Origin of the sequence: Chryseobacterium potabilaquae (assembly GCF_902728265.1) — a bacterium.
Classification (GTDB): domain Bacteria; phylum Bacteroidota; class Bacteroidia; order Flavobacteriales; family Weeksellaceae; genus Chryseobacterium; species Chryseobacterium potabilaquae.
This window is the reverse complement of record NZ_CACVBR010000003.1, coordinates 111,978-129,409: the sequence shown is the minus strand read 5'-3', so window position 1 is coordinate 129,409 and position 17,432 is coordinate 111,978. Positions and strand designations below refer to the sequence as shown.

At 32.4% G+C, this 17,432-nt stretch carries 16 protein-coding genes; 11 read left to right on the top strand and 5 right to left on the bottom strand.

Translation table 11 applies throughout. The annotated features are described in order from the left end of the window. The first annotated feature begins 58 nt into the window (after nucleotides 1-58). Nucleotides 59-439: a RidA family protein gene (locus tag CHRY9293_RS03160; protein WP_122545894.1), complete on the top strand. Its 381-nt coding sequence runs from the start codon at nucleotides 59-61 to the stop codon at nucleotides 437-439. Next, nucleotides 439-894 (top strand): hypothetical protein, encoded by a 456-nt coding sequence (locus CHRY9293_RS03155; protein WP_162031551.1) that lies wholly within the window; start codon nucleotides 439-441, stop codon nucleotides 892-894. Before CHRY9293_RS03160 ends, CHRY9293_RS03155 begins: the two co-directional genes overlap by 1 nt. Before the next feature lie 53 nt (nucleotides 895-947). Here the strand turns inward: CHRY9293_RS03155 and CHRY9293_RS03150 are convergent, their stop codons facing one another. Continuing rightward, nucleotides 948-2,477 (bottom strand): trypsin-like peptidase domain-containing protein, encoded by a 1,530-nt coding sequence (locus CHRY9293_RS03150; RefSeq protein ID WP_162031550.1) that lies wholly within the window; start codon nucleotides 2,475-2,477, stop codon nucleotides 948-950. A 298-nt stretch (nucleotides 2,478-2,775) separates the two neighbouring features. Here CHRY9293_RS03150 and CHRY9293_RS03145 point away from each other — a divergent pair, with 298 nt between their 5' ends. The 3 genes from CHRY9293_RS03145 to CHRY9293_RS03135 are packed head-to-tail and all read left to right on the top strand — an operon-like array spanning nucleotide 2,776 to nucleotide 4,833. Beyond that, nucleotides 2,776-4,020 carry a peptidase U32 family protein gene (locus tag CHRY9293_RS03145; RefSeq protein ID WP_162031619.1) on the top strand — a complete coding sequence of 415 codons (1,245 nt, stop codon included), beginning with the start codon at nucleotides 2,776-2,778 and terminating at the stop codon, nucleotides 4,018-4,020. Continuing rightward, entirely contained in the window at nucleotides 4,020-4,250 is a 231-nt protein-coding gene (locus tag CHRY9293_RS03140; protein WP_162031549.1) for a ferredoxin, read from the top strand. The genes CHRY9293_RS03145 and CHRY9293_RS03140 overlap by 1 nt, the downstream gene beginning before the upstream one ends. A gap of 7 nt (nucleotides 4,251-4,257) precedes the next feature. Further along, on the top strand, nucleotides 4,258-4,833 hold the full coding sequence (locus CHRY9293_RS03135) for a 5-formyltetrahydrofolate cyclo-ligase (protein ID WP_162031548.1): 576 nt from the start codon (nucleotides 4,258-4,260) through the stop codon (nucleotides 4,831-4,833). On the opposite strand, the gene CHRY9293_RS03130 is transcribed toward CHRY9293_RS03135, so the two are convergent. Continuing rightward, entirely contained in the window at nucleotides 4,782-5,363 is a 582-nt protein-coding gene (locus tag CHRY9293_RS03130; protein WP_162031547.1) for a hypothetical protein, read from the bottom strand. The genes CHRY9293_RS03135 and CHRY9293_RS03130 overlap by 52 nt on opposite strands. Beyond that, nucleotides 5,347-6,513: a hypothetical protein gene (locus tag CHRY9293_RS03125; RefSeq protein WP_162031546.1), complete on the bottom strand. Its 1,167-nt coding sequence runs from the start codon at nucleotides 6,511-6,513 to the stop codon at nucleotides 5,347-5,349. Before CHRY9293_RS03125 ends, CHRY9293_RS03130 begins: the two co-directional genes overlap by 17 nt. A gap of 185 nt (nucleotides 6,514-6,698) precedes the next feature. On the opposite strand from CHRY9293_RS03125, the gene CHRY9293_RS03120 reads away from it, so the two are divergent. Beyond that, on the top strand, nucleotides 6,699-7,040 hold the full coding sequence (locus CHRY9293_RS03120) for a hypothetical protein (protein ID WP_122545902.1): 342 nt from the start codon (nucleotides 6,699-6,701) through the stop codon (nucleotides 7,038-7,040). 82 nt (nucleotides 7,041-7,122) lie between these two features. Here CHRY9293_RS03120 and CHRY9293_RS03115 read toward each other — a convergent pair whose 3' ends face one another. Together CHRY9293_RS03115 and rmuC are read right to left on the bottom strand one after the other, a co-directional pair. After that, entirely contained in the window at nucleotides 7,123-7,887 is a 765-nt protein-coding gene (locus CHRY9293_RS03115) for a TrmH family RNA methyltransferase (RefSeq protein WP_162031545.1), read from the bottom strand. Nucleotides 7,888-7,957: 70 nt separating this feature from the next. Then, nucleotides 7,958-9,466: a DNA recombination protein RmuC gene (gene rmuC, locus CHRY9293_RS03110; protein ID WP_394351018.1), complete on the bottom strand. Its 1,509-nt coding sequence runs from the start codon at nucleotides 9,464-9,466 to the stop codon at nucleotides 7,958-7,960. A 123-nt stretch (nucleotides 9,467-9,589) separates the two neighbouring features. Between rmuC and CHRY9293_RS03105 the strand changes: the two genes are divergently transcribed. The 5 genes from CHRY9293_RS03105 (at nucleotide 9,590) to CHRY9293_RS03085 (ending at nucleotide 17,407) form a co-directional block, all read left to right on the top strand. Next, the gene (locus CHRY9293_RS03105; protein ID WP_162031544.1) at nucleotides 9,590-10,264 is read left to right on the top strand and encodes a response regulator transcription factor; all 675 of its coding nucleotides are present in this window, start codon (nucleotides 9,590-9,592) and stop codon (nucleotides 10,262-10,264) included. Nucleotide 10,265: 1 nt separating this feature from the next. Continuing rightward, on the top strand, nucleotides 10,266-11,633 hold the full coding sequence (locus tag CHRY9293_RS03100; RefSeq protein WP_162031543.1) for a sensor histidine kinase: 1,368 nt from the start codon (nucleotides 10,266-10,268) through the stop codon (nucleotides 11,631-11,633). A 288-nt stretch (nucleotides 11,634-11,921) separates the two neighbouring features. Next, the gene (locus CHRY9293_RS03095; RefSeq protein ID WP_228455454.1) at nucleotides 11,922-13,196 is read left to right on the top strand and encodes a TolC family protein; all 1,275 of its coding nucleotides are present in this window, start codon (nucleotides 11,922-11,924) and stop codon (nucleotides 13,194-13,196) included. 2 nt (nucleotides 13,197-13,198) lie between these two features. Next, nucleotides 13,199-14,305 carry an efflux RND transporter periplasmic adaptor subunit gene (locus tag CHRY9293_RS03090; protein ID WP_162031542.1) on the top strand — a complete coding sequence of 369 codons (1,107 nt, stop codon included), beginning with the start codon at nucleotides 13,199-13,201 and terminating at the stop codon, nucleotides 14,303-14,305. 12 nt (nucleotides 14,306-14,317) lie between these two features. Next, entirely contained in the window at nucleotides 14,318-17,407 is a 3,090-nt protein-coding gene (locus CHRY9293_RS03085; protein ID WP_162031541.1) for an efflux RND transporter permease subunit, read from the top strand. Nucleotides 17,408-17,432 lie beyond the last annotated feature (25 nt).

Here is a 17,432-nt window from a genome sequence, read left to right as displayed (position 1 = left end):
AATATAGGATTGAAATTTGAGAATATAAATTTTATATTTGCATTCAAAATAAACTTTAATGAAAAATATAATCAATACAGTTAATGCTCCTGCAGCAATCGGTCCCTATTCGCAAGCCAATATGGCGAATGGTGTTTTATATATTTCCGGCCAGATTCCTGTAGATCCTGTAACGGGTAAATTAGTTGAAGGAATTGAAAAAGAAACGCATCAGGTAATGAAGAATTTAGAGGCAATTCTTACAGAGGCAGGAATGACTTTTAAAAATGTGGTAAAGGCTACTATCTTTCTTAAAAACATGGATGATTTTGCTGTAATGAATGATATTTATGCCTCATATTTAGATGTAGAAAGCTATCCGGCTCGTGAAACTGTACAGGTTTCTTGCTTGCCTAAAAATGTTGATATCGAAATTTCAATGATTGCACATCAAGATTAATGAATTTTTTAAGAAATACATTTGCGGTTTTAGTAGGTTTGGGAATTACTGGACTTATCATCACTCTCGGAATAAGAGCTTTTCCGCAATGGGTAACTTTTGATGCCTTTGCACCATTTGAGCATTGGCAAAGGTTTCTTGAAAGTATGAAGAATGATGAAGCTTTTTTTGGCTTTTTATTGTTTATTTCAGGATTAGGAACTACGGTTGGAGGAATTGCAACGGCCATTATCGTTAAGTATGCTAAAGTGGCATATGCGATTCTTATTGGCTTTATAATGCTATTCATCGCGATGTTGGATGTCATTATTTTTCCTTATCATCCTACGTTTTATAAAATATCTATTTTTCTTACTTTTTTCCCTTTTTCGTGGATTGGAGGTAAGATTGTAGAGGTGATTTATGAACGGAATAAGAATAAAAAAATACGTGATAAAGTAAATAAAGAGAAATAAAAATAACGCTGCGAATTTTCGCAGCGTTATTTGCAATATATAAAGATTTATTGTTAAGGCATTTTAAAGCCTTTTGTGTAAATTCTACCATATTCATCTACAAATTTAACTTGAACATTTCCTTGATACCTATCGAGTATCTTTTCAACGTCTTTTTGCGAATTTACGGGTTTTCCATTAATCTCAATCACAATGTAATTATCGACTATACCAATTTTGGCCATCTCACTTCCTTCTGTTACATTTTTTGCCACAACTCCACTATTTAATCCATAATCTGTTTTAAATCTATCACTCAATGGCTCAAAGTCTGATCCAATTTTTTCAGTGACAGAAAGGTCTGCCTTTGTTCTTGTGGAGGTGCCTCCTTTTTGGTCTTTTAAAGTCACGGTAGTGGTGCTCTCTTTACCATTTCTTAAATAAGTTACTTGAACTTTATCACCAGGACGTTTACTTCCAATTGATACAGAAAGATCGGCAAAGTCAGTAATTGGATAGTTGTCAACTTTTGTTATAATATCACCCATTTTAAGACCGGCATCTTCAGCTCCACTATTATCTCCAAATTTCGTAATATAAACTCCCGAACCAGATTTTATATTGGTTTTGTTTTGTTTATTATAGGCGGAAACCTGCATTTCATCAGAAAGATCTAGCGACTGTACTCCAAGGAATCCTCTTTGTACCATTCCGAATTTTTTAATGTCTTCAATAATTTTACGAGCTAAATTGGAAGGAACAGCAAATCCGTATCCTTGATAATATCCTGTAGTAGATTGAATAGCAGAGTTAATACCAATTAAGTCTCCATTTGTATTAACTAAAGCTCCTCCAGAGTTACCGGGATTAATAGCGGCATCCGTCTGAATAAAACTTTCAATAGGATTAGCAGCTTTCCCTTGAGAACTTAGAATACCAATTCCTCGACCTTTAGCAGAAACAATACCTGCTGTAACTGTTGAGTTTAGACCAAGAGGGTTTCCGACTGCGAGAACCCATTGTCCGACTTCAATATTATCCGAGTTGGCAAAGTTGAGATAAGGTAATCCCTTTTCTTCTATTTTTAATAAAGAAATATCAGTATTAGGGTCCGTACCTACCAAAGTAGCGATATAAGATTTTTTGTTGCTTAAAACAACTTCTAGTTTATTAGCTCCTGCCACCACATGATTGTTGGATATAATGTATCCGTCAGGAGAAATAATAACTCCGGAACCCATCCCCGAAGGCATATTGTCTGGAACTTGTTGTTGTTTCTGCCTTTGTTGGCCTCTTCCTCCTAGAGGATCTCCGAAAAAGAAATCAAATAAATCTTGTTCCGAAGCCCTGCTTGATGCTGTTCTGCTTTGGTAATTTTTAATTGTTACTACCGCAGGAACTGTTGTTTTAGCTGATTTTACGAAATCATCACCTATAGCAGCACTATTCATACCCACAAATGAAGTATTCGATGATTTTGTAAAATAAGATTGATCCCCATTATTGGCTGTGTGATCAAAATATTTTAGTGCCCCAACGGTAGTAGCTCCTGATAAAACTCCTACTACGGCAAATGGTAATAGTTTTTTTAAAGTACTCTTCATTGTATATCTTTCTTATGTTTGTTATATATTATGTTTAAGTTTTTCATTTTACAGTAAACAAATTTAATGCTAAATAGGTATGCAATTGTAATGTAATGTTTCAGTTTTAACTAAAATTTAACAGTGATAGCCATTATTTCTATATTATGTCACAATACTTAAATGTAGACTTAACGAATCTTAAAATTATATTAAAGAAAATGTGACATATTGTACATAATATAGAGGTGGTAATTTTATCTGATAAATATACTCAATTGAAAAATGACTATCTTTGCAAAAATTTTCTCAAAAAGAAATGACAAAAAGCGGAAAAATAGAATTAATGTCTCCTGCGGGTGATTTTACATCACTACAAGCAGCTATAGATAATGGAGCAGACTCTGTGTATTTTGGAGTTGAGCAGCTGAATATGCGTGCTAGAGCGACGATGAACTTTACAATCGAAGATCTTCCTGAAATCTCCAGAAGATGCGCTGAGAAAGGGGTAAGAACCTATCTTACACTTAATACCATTATATATGATCATGATTTATCTATTATAAAAACTCTTTTAGATAAAGCTAAAGACGCCAATCTTACCGCAGTGATTGCAATGGATCAGGCAGTAATATCCTATGCCAGACAAATTGGCATGGAAGTACACATCTCGACACAAATTAACATTACCAATATTGAAACGGTAAAATTTTATGCTCTTTTTGCTGATACTATGGTAATGAGTCGGGAACTAAGTATTTCTCAAATTAAAAAAATCTGTACTCAAATTGAAAAAGATCAGGTAAAAGGTCCTTCGGGAAATCTGGTTGAAGTGGAGATTTTTGGTCATGGAGCATTATGTATGGCAGTATCCGGGAAGTGTTATTTAAGCCTACATTCTCATAATTCTTCTGCCAATAGAGGAGCATGTAAACAAAATTGTCGTAAAAAATATACAGTTATTGATCAAGAATCCGGTTTTGAGATTGAACTGGATAATGAATATATGATGTCTCCAAAAGATCTTTGTACAATAGGCTTTTTGGATGAAATTGTGGAAGCAGGGGTTAAAGTTCTTAAAGTAGAAGGTCGAGGTAGGGCTCCTGAATATGTAGCTGCTGTTACAAAATGTTATAGAGAAGCAATTGATTCTATTGCAGAAGGAACATTTTCTCAAGAAAAAGTAAATGAATGGATGACACAATTGGAAACTGTATATAATAGAGGTTTTTGGAGTGGGTATTATTTAGGGCAAGAATTGGGTGAATGGTCTCCAAATTCTGGTTCAAGTGCAACTCAAAAAAAAGTGTATATAGGAAAAGGAAGACATTTCTATCCAAAGTCTAATATTGCTGAATTTGTGATTGAAGCGTATGATCTTAGTGTGGGAGATAAAGTTCTCATTCAAGGGCCGACTACAGGTTCCCAGGAAATGATTGTTGAAAGTATGATGGTTGATGAGAAAGGAAATTCTGAAAAAGCAACTAAATCGGATGTAATTACATTTCCTACCACTTTCCGTATAAGGCCTAGTGATAAACTGTATAAAATAGTACAAGCATAATGGTAATAGTAACGCTTCAAAGGGATAAATGTATTGGTTGTAATTACTGTGCAGAATTTGCTCCTGAATTTTTTAGAATGTCTAAAAAAGACGGGAAATCAGTACTTTTGAAAACAATTGATAAAAAAGGTTTTTATACATTAAAAACACCCAATGCTGAAGCTTATGAACCATGTGATAAAGCTGCTAAAGCTTGTCCGGTGAAAATTATTTCGGTTAAAGTAATATGATATTGCCATGCTAAAAGCAGAACTTAGAAAAATATATATACAAAAAAGAAAAGCCTTATCATCCGATGAGGCTTTATTGTTATCTGAAAAAATATTCAACAATTTTGTAGACTATTTTAGTCCTGTTGAAGATCAGAAGATTCATATTTTTACTCCAATAAAGAAGTTTAATGAAATAAATACATTCATGTTCATTACCTATTTTTTGAGTCAAAATATTCGGGTATTTGTTCCTAAAGTTATTGATAATAAACTTATTAATATTGAAATTTTTGAAGATACTGTTTTTGAATCTAATCCTTGGGGAATTTTAGAGCCTATTTCTAATAGGGATTCCGAGGAAACTCATTTTCATTATATTATTACGCCTCTTTTATACTGCGATTTTAACGGAAATAGAGTAGGATATGGAAAAGGATTTTATGATGCTTTCTTTCAGGATATTTCTCCTGAATCTAAAAAGGTGGGGATTAATTATTTTAGCCCCAATGAAATGATTGAGGATGTTTGGGAAAATGATATTTCCTTACACTACTTGGTTACTCCTAGGGAAGTGCTGTCTTTTTTGAGCGGAGTAGAATAAAAATTAAGGAAAAAGAACTTAAACTCTTTGTTGGTATTAGGCATGGAAAGCAATATGTATTGTGCATTTCTGTTAAAGGATCCTAAAGATTTGTTTTTATTATCGAAATATTCTACACTGAATTTTGCGAAATCCAAGGTGTCTTTTTTATAATAGTCTTTGTAAACTTCCAGATTATTTACTTTTACGGTTTTTACTTTTAAGCTATCCATTTCTTTAAATAAGTTTTTAAAAGTAACACTATCTGGCTTATGAAAGTAGCTTTCCATTTGAGAATATATAGCCGAATCAATCTCTGTATTTCTATTTCCTGAAAGATACAGCGTAGATAAATCCAGTAATTCTTGGACTTTTTGTTTGGTGATAAAATTAATAGCTTGTGCGCTGTCCATTTGCACAGCAGGATAAGTTTTGGCATTATTGCTATTTCTGAGCTTTTCTAAATCGCTTACCTCTGATTTTTTATTATTACATGAAACAAATAGAACAAGCAATACCGAAAAAATTAAAAAACTATTGATTCTTTTCATCTGTAGATGCAATTTTAAATTTAATGGAGATTATTTTTCCTTTGTTATCTTTTTTCATTTCTATTACGTTAAGATTCTTCAAAGACGTAGTAGGAGTGGTTACTAAAGTAATGTATTTTTGCTTATCCAGCCTTTCTATCCCATAAGTATTGTTATCATAAACCTGATAGATGATAGCGCTATTACTGATTAAATTTTCTAATTGATTTCTTTTTTGTCTAAGCTGCTCAGGATTTCCATTCGCGTCTTTTACTGAGAAGTAGTTGACTGCCATTTTATAATCGTCAGGTTTTAGCTCGATCATTTCTTCTTCAGGTGCATTTTCTAAATTCCTATTTACTTCTAAATACTCATAGAAGGGAGCACTAATTTGCATTTTTAAATTTTTATCCTTGGTGGAATAGTAGAAACACTCACCTGGTTTTATTTTATAAAGAATGGGGGATTCATTTTCCTTTATTATTTTTATTTCTAGTGTATTAATTACAGACACTCCTCTGTCGGCATCTGTAAAGCAGTATTTATGTGTTTTTGAAAAAATTTCATCTTTAAATCCTAAAATACCCGTTATCATGATTAATATGGACGTTACAATAGCCCAAGCATTTTTTTTGAAAAAATTCTTTTTTGATTTTATATCATGAGTTTTTGTTATTTTATTTAATTCGGGCTTAAGCTCAATTTGTTGATTATCAGTATTATTTTTTTGTAAATCAGCGTTTTGTGATGGAATGTCTTCAATGGTTGTGAAGACATTTGTTCTTGGTGTAGTAGTAAGAGAATCCTGAGCGGTTTGTTCAGATTCTACTATATCCTCTTCATTAATTTCTTCCTCCTCTTGTAGTAATTCACCTGCGAAAAGATGTTGCTTTTTAAACTCGTACCATGAATCATAGCCAGAGTAAATACTTAATAAATTAAGCATATCAATTCGTGGTAGTTTTGTTACCGGTGAATTCTTAAAATAGGTATAAAATGATTTTTCACTAATATTTCCTTTAGCCTTTTTTCGAAGATCTTCCTGAAAATATATAATATCTATGCCCTTCCATTTTGAAATATCCTCAAAGGAAGGAGTGTATTCTTTTAAATATTGAGCTTGGACATCTTTTTTTAGCTGCTCAAAATGTAATAGATCTAAGTCTGTCAATTGTATCTAAAATAATTAAAATGTTGATTATTAGTATTGTTTTTTTGTAAAACTATTTTACAAAGTTATTACAATTATTTTTCATAGACAAATTTTCTATCTGCTCTACCTTTGTCTTGTTCAAATAACAGAACAGATAAGAAATTATTTAAAAACAATATTAACAAAATTAAATTTAATTTATTATGAAAAAGTCATTATTCGTAGCTGCTATCGCTGCAATCTCTCTAGTTGCTTGTAAAAAAGGAGAAACTACTTCTACTGAAGGATCTGCTGATTCTGCTGCTGTTGCTGCTACTGATTCTGCTGCTGTTGTAGCTGATTCTGCTGCTCAAGTTGTTGATTCTGCTGCGACTACTACTGTAGATGCTGCTAAAGATGCTGCTGCTGCAACTACTGCTGCTGGTGCTGAAGCTGCTAAAGGAGCTGCTGCTGGTGCTGCTGACGCTGCTAAAGGAGCTGCTGATGCTGCTAAAGGAGCTGCTGATGCTGCTAAAGATGCAACTAAAGAAGCTGCTAAGAAATAATTCTAGCTTACGCTTTAAAAATAAAGAAACCGCTCACCTAGTGATGCGGTTTTTTTATGCGATTTAAATTTAATAAGATGATTTATTTTTTTTGTCTAAGTGCTTCATAGCAGGTAATGGCAACGGCATTACTTAAATTTAGAGAATCAATACTTCCCGACATTGGAATTAATGTATTTTGTCCTTTCCCTATCCAAAAGTCGCTGAGTCCTGAATGTTCAGTTCCAAATATGACCGCCGACTTTTCTTTAAAATCTCTTTGGCTCATATCTTTAGACGTTTCATCCATTATTGTTGTATAGATATTGAAATCATTTTTTTCAAGAAATGCTAGTGTTTCCTCATTCATAGCTTGAAAAATTTTCATTCCAAAGAGGCAACCCACACTTGATCTGATTACATTAGGATTATAAAAATCAGTTTTTCCATCGGCAACAATAAGAGCATCAATACCAAAGGCTTCACAGCTTCTTAATATAGCACCTAAATTTCCTGGTTTTTCAACTCCTTCTACTACAATGATTGTAGAACCTTTTTTGGGTTGGAATGATGATAATTCATCGTTTTTTATATTATATACTCCTATAACTCCTTCCGAACTGCCTCTATATGCGATTTTATCATAAACTTTTTCACTCACTAAATGAATTTTCCCTTGTGGTAATTCTTTTTGATAAATATTCTCACAGATGAAAAACTCTGTAACTTCAAAATGAAATTGTTGAGCGCGTTCATTTTCTTGTTGTCCTTCTACAACGAAAACTCCTGATTTTTTCCTGAATCTATTATCTGTTATAAGTTTGATTAAGTTTTTTACTTTGTCGTTCTGAAAGCTTTCTATTAACATTTTACAAAATTATATAAAATTCAACATTTAAAAAAAATGTTGCTTCTCAGGAAACAACATTTTTAAGTGATTATTCATTCGGAATATCTATAGAAGAATTGGAAGTATCAATCATACTTTGAGGGAGTTCTTTTTTGTTTTTAATTCCTAGCGACTTTAATTTTTGCGTTTGGATGACAAGATTATCATTCCCTGTTGAAAGTTGTTTATAGGCATCATTATAAACGCTTTTTGCTTGATCAAGATTTTTACCCACTTTTTCCAGATTGTCTACAAAGCCTACAAATTTATCATATAATTTGGCTCCTCTTTCTGCTATTTCAAAGGCATTTCTGTTTTGATGTTCTCGCTTCCAAAGATCAGCAATCAATTTTAGAGAAGTAATCAAATTACTTGGATTCAATAATAAAATTCGTCTCTCGTATGCAAAATTCCAAAGATTCTGATCTGCTTGCATAGCAGCAATATAAGCGGGCTCACTGGGTATGAACATCATAACAAAATCAAGTGATTTACCATAATCATCATAGGCTTTTTGACTTAATTGTTGAATATGATTTTTAATAGAAGATAAATGTTGATTTAATTTTATGATATAGACATCCTGATCTGATTCATCTACTAATTCTGTAAAAGCGGTTAAGGAAACTTTCGAATCAATAATTACATTTCTTTCATCTGGATATTTTATAACCGCATCAGGCCGCATTTTTTTTCCAGAAAATTCAGAAAATAAAGCTTTATTATCCTCATCACGAAGTTCATGTTCCAGAAAATATTCTCTTCCCTTTACCAATCCGGATTTTTCGAGAATACTTTCAAGAATCATTTCACCCCAATTCCCTTGCGTTTTACTTTCGCCTTTAAGAGCTCGAGTTAGCTTTTTCGCATCTTCAGATATTTGTTGATTAAGTTCGGCCAGTTCTTTTACTTTTTCTGCTAAAGAGAAACGTTCTTTATTTTCTTTTTCATATGCTTCGTTTACTCTGTTTTTTAAATCATTAATCCTTTCTTGGAACGGCTCTAAAATGAGTTTTAGGTTGCTTTGATTTAAAGTCGTAAACTTTTCTGTTTTTTCTTCTAAAATCTTGCTGGCTACATTTTCAAACTGAAGTTTGGCTTCTTTTTGAATTTTTAAAAGATCTTCTTTTTGAGTTTCTAAAGAGTTTTTCAAACTTTCATTAATAGCAAAAAGTTCTGAGTTTTTAGCAAAAATAGTTTGTTTCTCTGTTAAAAGATTTTCGATTTGATTGGTTTGTTTGGTATTAATTTGCTTTTGTTCTAAAAACTGGGTATTAAGAGAAGAATGTTCAGCAGAAATTTTTGCCAATTCATTCTTTACATCATTTAATATATCGACACTTTGTAGATGTAATTCTTTTTCTTTTTCTATAGATAGGTTTAATTCCTGAATTTTAATGTTAGAATTTTCCAAATCAGAATTATTTCTAATCTGTAGGGTGTTAAGTTCATCATACAAGGTTCTTGAAACCATTGAGGATTTCAATATAAAATATAAAATAATGGCTCCCAGAAGGCCCCCGATAATAAATCCAATGATTAAATATGTCATCTCCATTTTTCAAAATTATGAAAAAAGAGAATGATAAAAAATAGATTATGATAAGCTAACCTCCGAATCACAAAATTAATAGGTGAAGTTATTTTTTTGATGCCTATATTTATGGGAAATTTCTGAGATATGAATATTTTATTGGTTGAGGATGATCAACGGATCAGTAATTTTCTTGTAAAAGGCCTTACTGAGATTGGATATTATGTGACGCTAGCAGATTCCGGAGAGAAAGCAAGGGAGTTGATTGGTGCCTATGAATTTGAAGTTATTCTAATGGATATTATGCTTCCAGGATTAGATGGAATGCAGCTTACACAAATGATTCGGTTTAAAGGCAATTATACTCCAATTTTGGTTATTAGTGCCTTAAATAGTCCTGATGATAAAATAAATATGCTTGATTTGGGGGCTGATGACTATTTATCAAAACCATTTCATTTTGAAGAACTGATTTCTAGAATAAAAGCTTTAACCAGAAGAAATAGAATGAGTTATCAAGAAGAAATGCAGTTTTTGCGATGTGGTAATATTATTATTAATAAAGATTTGCATAGAGTGACTCAAAATGGTAAAGAGATAGAGTTTTCGCCCACAGAATATAAATTACTGAGTTTTTTATTAGAAAATAAGAATAAAGTACTGAGTAGGACGCAAATTTTACATAGTGTTTGGGGGATTAATTTTGATAATAATACCAATCTTGTAGATGTTTATATATCCTATATACGTAACAAGATTGATGAAGAAGAAGAAAAAATTATTCATACAATAAAAGGAACAGGTTATCTGGTCAAAGATTGATATGACATTAAGAAATAGATTTACATTGATATCCAGCCTTTCATTTGGGGTTGTTTCTGTCATTACTTTTGGCGTAATATTTTTTGCATACTATGATAGTACAAAGATTTTTTATTTTGAAAAATTAAAAAATACTGCACTTATTTCTGCCATTTATTATCTAGAAAAAGATGAGCTTCCTAAAAATCGCCATGCACAAATAAAAAAAGAATATAATAGCCTTATTGAAAATAGGCAAGTGGCAGTTTATGATAAGAATAATACAGTTACTTTTGGAAAAAATGTTCATGATCCTCATATTAAAATACAACACCTAAAAATTGCTAGGAGTAATAAAAGGGTTCAGTTTATGTCAGATAATAATTTTTACTATGGTATTTTTTATTCTGACAATCAAGGAGATTTTGTTGTTTTTGTAAAGTATTCAAATAATTCTTTCAAAGCTCAAATGGTTAGGCTTTCCATTATTATGCTTTCTGTATTGTTAATTGGTTTGCTGGTTATTTATTTCTTGAGTAGGTATTTGTCAAAAATTGTTTATAAGCCTATTTCTAATGTAGTTAACCATATTAACGCTGTTGATTACAATGATATTTCGCAAGCCATTACTACTGCGAATACCCATGATGAAGTGGAAGACCTTATAAAGTCATATAATAAACTTTTTGGTAGAATTTCAGAAAGTATTCTGTTGCAACAAAATTTCATCAATTATGTTTCACACGAATTTAAAACTCCTTTAGCTGCAATTTCCGGGAGTTTGGAGGTTTTTGCCCAAAAAGACCGAACGCCTGAAGAGTATCGTGCTGTTGCAAAAGAATCCTTGGAAAATGTATACGAGATTGAGAATATTTTAAACAATCTTTTGTTAATGTCGGGACTTGCCAAGCTTGAGGAATCCCATCAAACGATTAGAATTGATGAATTGATTTGGAAAATCTATGAAAAATTAGAACCCAATACGAGGAAACATAATTCAGGTATTACCATAAAACTGTTGGTTACCCACTCTTTTTCATTAGAATTTCAAGGGAATGAAACCTTACTTTATTTAGCCCTGTATAATATTGTAGAAAATGCGATTAAATATTCTGCAGGAAGTGACGTATCTATACAACTTTTTGAGGAAAATAACCAGTTACATATTAGAGTTTCAGATAAAGGAAAAGGAATTTCACAAGAAGATTTGGTTAAAATTACCGAAACCTTTTATCGAGGAAAAAATGTAGAAGGAGTAAAAGGAAGTGGAATAGGGTTGTCGTTATCCAAAAGTATTTTTGATCATCATCAAATTGTCATGAAGATTGAATCTATCCTTAATCAGGGAACTGATGTTACGCTTATATTTCCTTTTAAGAAAAGTCCTTAATTATAATATCCTATTTTTTAATAGATTTTCCCATCATATAGAAGATTAAGAAATAATTTCTAAGATCGTTTTCTCTTAAATAATCTGTTTATCAGTTCGCTACAATGAAACTGGTAGGCTGTTTTTATTTCGTCAAATTCCTAAGTTCTTTCCTTTTTTTGTTACAAATATTCGAGTCCCATTTTCCATTCTAATCAAATTCTAATTTTAGATTAACTGAACTTTAATACCACCTGAAATTGGCTTTAATTTTTGGAAGATACTTTTGTACTTCTAAAATGTAATATTTTGAAAAAAACGATTTTAATTTTATTGTTTATTCAGTTTTGCGGTCTATTCTCGGCACAAACCGGGGACACCATCAGGATGAGCAGGAAAGAAGCCGAGTCTATTTTTCTTGCCAATAATTTGGATCTTATCGCTCAGAAATTGGAGATCTCGCAAGCTGAAGCTCGTGTGTTGCAGGCGAAATTTTGGCCGAATCCAACATTAAGTATTAGTGAGGTGAACTTATGGAAAACATATGATATAGAAGAACAGCCGGCTCTAATTGGGAATTGGGGGCAGAATTTTCAGATTTCTGCTGAAATAGAACAGGTGATACAAACTGCCGGTAAGAGAAGGAAAAATATAGAACTTCAGAAAATTGAAGTGGATGGAGAAAAGTATGAATTACAGGAAGTTTTACGTGAGCTTAAAAAAACTTTACGGAATACAATCACTGAAATCTTGTACAATCAGGAACAGCAAAAGATGTATGAAGGTCAGATTTCTTCTATAGAAAAACTTACTGCATCATATAATAATCAATTAAACTTAGGGAATATAAGCAAAGCAGAATATGTTCGTTTAAAAGCTCAAGAAATTGATTTTAAAAAGAAACTGATTTCTTTAAGACAGGAGGTAGAAGAGCAACAGGTAGAATTGAAAGCATTATTAATGTTTCCGGCAAAAACACACATTGTTATTTCTGATTCTTTTACAATGCCAGAGAAAGAGCTCTCAGAGCTAGAGCTTGATCAATGGATAGAAAAAGCAAAAGAAAATCGACCAGATATTCTTATTACTAAAAATAAAGAAAAATCTGCTCAAAAAAATCTGGAATTACAAAACGCATTAAAAACACCGGATCTTGCATTATCAATAGGGTATGATCGTGGAGGGAATATCATGAAAGATTTTATTGGTTTAGGAATTTCTTTTGATCTGCCCATTTTTGATCGCAATAAAGGGAATATTCAGGAAGCAAAATTAGAAATTGAGAAAACAAAAAATGAAACCCGAAAGAATATACTAAAATCTGAAAACGAGATTAGTTCAGTGTTTAGAAATTATGTAGGGACCCAGCAAATTTCTCATGATATTGATGCTTCTTATGAAGAGACTTTAGATAATCTGCTTATCAGTCATGAGAAAAACTTTAGACTTAGGAATATAAGTATGTTAGAATATATGGATTTTCTAGATACTTATATTGGAAATAAAACAATCATTTTAGATACTAAAAAGGAACTTAATCAATACTATGAAAACCTACAATATGTGGTAGGACAAGATTTATAAATATGAAAAAAAATAGGATTCAATATATCGCTGTCATTTATTTTGCCACTATTGTAACAATGGTGGGTTGTACAGAGAAAAAGCAGGCTGCTGCTGAAGAAAGAACAAATTATTGTATTAGTAAAGAGCTTAAAAAAGATATAAAGCTGGCTCAAGTAAAAACACTGCCAATAGAAGAAAGTATTACGCTAACCGGAGAAGTTGAAAGTAACTCAGATAAAACAGTTCCGTTTGTAAGCCTAGTAGATGGGGTAGTGACAGAAACCTATTTTTCTTTGGGAGACTACGTAAAGAAAGGTCAGGTATTAGCGAATGTCAAAAGTACTTCCTTAAATGAAATGCAAGATGATACTCAGACTTTACAAGCGCAATTAGCTGTTGCAAAAAGAAAACTATCCTCTGTAGAAGCTATGTATAAAGATGATATAGCTTCTCAAAAAGATTTGCAAGAAGCAAAATCTGAGGTACAGATTTTAGAATCTAATATTTCAAAAACGAGAAAAAATATGCAACTGTATTCTGCCGGAGGAAATAATATTCAAATTAAGGCTCCAGCTGATGGATATGTAATAGAAAAAAATGTATCAAACGGAATGCCTGTAACGGCAGGAAGTGATCCTCTTTTTACGATTTCAAATCTAGATAAGGTTTGGGTCATGGCTAATGTATATGCTACGAATATGAGGCATGTACATGTTGATCAACCCGCAATAGTAAAAACACTCGCGTATCCGGATGACAGTTTTTCTGGGAAAGTAAATGCCATTTCTCAAGTTTTTAATGAAAATGAAAGGGTACTGAAAGCAAAAATTATTATGGATAATAACAATATGAAACTCAGACCAGGAATGTCTGCAGATATTGTTTTGCCTATTAATTCTCAAAATAAAAGTGCGTTAGCAATTCCTCAAAAGGCATTGATTTTTGATAATAATCAAAGTTTTGTAATCGTGTATAAAAAAGATTGTGAGTTGGAAATTCGAGCTGTGAATGAGATCGCATCAAATGCTCAATATAGTTATGTTGAGGGAGATTTAAAATCAGGAGAAAGTATTATTGAGTCAAACGGATTGCTCATTTATGAAAATCTGAAAACCCAATCTAAATAATAAACCGAAAGAATGAGAAAATTTGTTCAGAATATAGTTTCCTTCTCTTTAAAGAACTCACTTATTGTTCTTTTTGGAACAATTCTTTTATTGGCCGGAGGAATTTATTCATATATTCATACCCCGATTGAAGCTTTTCCTGATGTTACCAATACAAGAGTAAGGGTAATTACTCAGTGGCCGGGAAGAAGTGCAGAAGAAATAGAGAAGTTTATTACTTTACCTATTTCTAAGGAAATGAATACAATACCTAACAAAACTTCTGTACGGTCTATTTCTTTGTTTGGACTTTCTGTAGTCACAGTAGTTTTTGATGATCATGTGGGTGATTTTTATGCTCAGCAATATGCTTCCAATAGACTTGGAAATGTAGAATTGCCCAATGGAGCAGAATATAGTATAGAACCCCCTTCGGGCGCTACCGGAGAGATCTATCGTTATATGATTAAAAGTAAGCTACCCATCAAAGAAATTACATCTGTCCAGGATTGGGTAATTGAAAGGGAATTACTTGCAGTTCCAGGTGTAGCAGACGTGGTTAGTTTTGGAGGCGAAGAAAAAACATATGAAATTAAAATCAATCCTACAGAATTACATAACTATGACCTTTCTCCATTGGATGTGTATGAAGCGGTTTCTAAAAGTAATATTAATGTAGGAGGGGATGTTGTCTCTAAAGGAGATCAAGCGTATGTTGTTCGAGGGATTGGGCTTTTAGAAAGTAAAGAAGATATTGAAAATATTCAGATTGAAGTTAAGGGATCTACTCCTATTTTAGTAAAACATGTAGCGGAGGTAAGGGTTTCTGCAAAGCCAAGATTAGGGCAAGTGGGATATAATGAAAAAGATGATGTAGTAGAAGGTATTGTAATCATGCTTCGTGGTGAAAATCCAAGTGAAGTGATATCGAGACTAAAAGATAGAATTACTGAGCTTAATGGGGGCGAATTGCCGGGAGATGTTCAGATTGTGCCAATTATTGATCGTACAGAACTTGTAAATACGACTGTTCATACGGTTTCTAAAAATCTTGTAGAAGGTGTCATTTTAGTTTCCCTTATTGTATTTATTTTTCTATACAATTGGAGAACTACATTTATTGTGGCTTCTGTTATTCCTCTAGCGTTTCTTTTTGCGATTATAATGCTGAAAATTCAAGGGTTACCAGCTAATTTAATTTCGATGGGCGCTTTGGATTTTGGATTACTCTTAGAAGGAACACTCGTTATTGTGGAACATGTCTTTGTTGCCTTAGAGCATAAGTCGAAAGAGGTTGGTTTAGCCCGCTTTAATAAGATGTCCAAATTGGGGATTATTAAAAAGAGTGCAGGAAGTGTTGCGAGTTATATATTCTTTGCGCTACTGATTCTTATTGTTGCTTTGATGCCTATTTTTTCTTTCCAAAAAGTAGAAGGAAAGATGTTCTCTCCACTGGCTTTTACCTTAGGATATGCTTTGTTAGGATCGTTGATTCTGAGTTTAACCTATGTGCCGGCTATGTGTAAGTTATTACTTACTAAAAATATAGAAGAAAAAGAAAATTTTATTTCAAGGTTTTTCCGCGTAAATATCTATAAGTTTTATGAACTAAGCATTCGTTATAGAAAAGCTTTTATGGTAGGTTTTGTTGCTTTGATGACAGTTTGTATATGGCGTTTCTCAAATTATGGATCTGAATTTTTACCTAAACTGAATGAAGGGGCAATTTATGTGCGTGCAACATTACCTAATAGTGTGAATCTTGAAGAATCGGTACGACTTACAAAAGAAATGAAGGGTATTTTAATGAAATATGATGAAGTGAAATTTGTAATGACACAGACGGGACGTCCTAATGACGGTACAGATCCTACAGGTTTCTTTAATATAGAATTTAATATTCAGTTGAAGCCGGAAGAGGAATGGAAGAAAAAGATATCCAAGGAACAGCTACTGGAAGATATGAGGGTATCATTAGAAAGATATCCAGGTATTAATTTCGGATTTAGTCAACCTATTCAAGATAATGTAGAAGAGTATGTGGCTGGAGTAAAAGCTCCATTAGTTATTAAAATATTTGGGAATGATTTATTTGAGCTTGAAAAATATGCAAATCAGGTCGCCAATTCTATTAAGACAGTTCCCGGAATTTCAGATGTCAATGTTTTTAAAAATATAGGTCTCCCGGAGTTGAGGATTCAGCTTCATGATGCTAAGATGTCAAAGTATGGAATTTCTACTGCAGATGCTCAAGCTGTTATTGAGATGACTATTGGGGGGCAGGCTGCAACCAAATTTTATGAAGATGAAAAGATGTTTGATGTCATGTTAAGATTTGACAAACAATATCGTGATACTCCCGAAAAGATTGGTGATATTTTAATTCCGACTCAAGACAATAAAAAAGTACCATTAAAAGAAATTGCCACCATCGATTATCATACAGGCCCTTCATTTATTTATCGTGAAGGAAATAGCAGATATATTGGAGTTGGTTTTAATATAGAAGGAAGAGATTTGGGGAGTACAATAGAAGAAGCAAAAGAAAAAGTTGCTAAAGATGTTAATATCCCTAAGAAAAATAAAATGACATGGGCCGGAGAATTTGAAAGTAAAGAAAGAGCGGCAAAGCAATTAGCTATGGTAGTTCCTATTTCTTTGGTCCTTATCTTAATGTTATTATACTTTAATTTTGGAAATATAAAAGATACCTTAATTTCTTCTATAACACTGGCTTTTGCTTTTATTGGAGGCTTTTTATCCTTGTGGTTTACAGGAACGATTTTTGGAATCTCTGCGGGAATAGGATTTATCATTCTGTTTGGAGTGGCCACTATTGATGGAATTGTTTTGATAGGTGTCATGAAAGAAAATCTACAAAATAAAATGTCTCTTAAAGATGCCATTTCAAAAGGAGTACAAAGTAGAATACGTCCTGTGGTAATGATTGCTTTGATGGGATCAATGGGATTGTTTCCGGCAGCTATGTCTAATGGTATGGGTTCTGAAATTCAAAAGCCTTTAGCAATTATGATTGTAGGAGGATTAATCATATGTATGATATTATCATTTACAATATTACCTACTATATTTTTCTATGCGTATCGAAAAAAAGTACGCTAGACCATTTATAGAATTTGATTCTCTT

Coding starts and splice junctions, on each gene's coding strand:
- CHRY9293_RS03150 (WP_162031550.1), bottom strand. CDS start 2,477: ATGAAGAGTACTTTAAAAAAACTATTACCATTTGCCGTAGTAGGAGTT.
- CHRY9293_RS03160 (WP_122545894.1), top strand. CDS start 59: ATGAAAAATATAATCAATACAGTTAATGCTCCTGCAGCAATCGGTCCC.
- CHRY9293_RS03130 (WP_162031547.1), bottom strand. CDS start 5,363: ATGAAAAGAATCAATAGTTTTTTAATTTTTTCGGTATTGCTTGTTCTA.
- CHRY9293_RS03140 (WP_162031549.1), top strand. CDS start 4,020: ATGGTAATAGTAACGCTTCAAAGGGATAAATGTATTGGTTGTAATTAC.
- CHRY9293_RS03120 (WP_122545902.1), top strand. CDS start 6,699: ATGAAAAAGTCATTATTCGTAGCTGCTATCGCTGCAATCTCTCTAGTT.
- CHRY9293_RS03145 (WP_162031619.1), top strand. CDS start 2,776: ATGACAAAAAGCGGAAAAATAGAATTAATGTCTCCTGCGGGTGATTTT.
- CHRY9293_RS03135 (WP_162031548.1), top strand. CDS start 4,258: ATGCTAAAAGCAGAACTTAGAAAAATATATATACAAAAAAGAAAAGCC.
- CHRY9293_RS03155 (WP_162031551.1), top strand. CDS start 439: ATGAATTTTTTAAGAAATACATTTGCGGTTTTAGTAGGTTTGGGAATT.
- CHRY9293_RS03100 (WP_162031543.1), top strand. CDS start 10,266: ATGACATTAAGAAATAGATTTACATTGATATCCAGCCTTTCATTTGGG.
- CHRY9293_RS03105 (WP_162031544.1), top strand. CDS start 9,590: ATGAATATTTTATTGGTTGAGGATGATCAACGGATCAGTAATTTTCTT.
- rmuC (WP_394351018.1), bottom strand. CDS start 9,466: ATGGAGATGACATATTTAATCATTGGATTTATTATCGGGGGCCTTCTG.
- CHRY9293_RS03090 (WP_162031542.1), top strand. CDS start 13,199: ATGAAAAAAAATAGGATTCAATATATCGCTGTCATTTATTTTGCCACT.
- CHRY9293_RS03115 (WP_162031545.1), bottom strand. CDS start 7,887: ATGTTAATAGAAAGCTTTCAGAACGACAAAGTAAAAAACTTAATCAAA.
- CHRY9293_RS03085 (WP_162031541.1), top strand. CDS start 14,318: ATGAGAAAATTTGTTCAGAATATAGTTTCCTTCTCTTTAAAGAACTCA.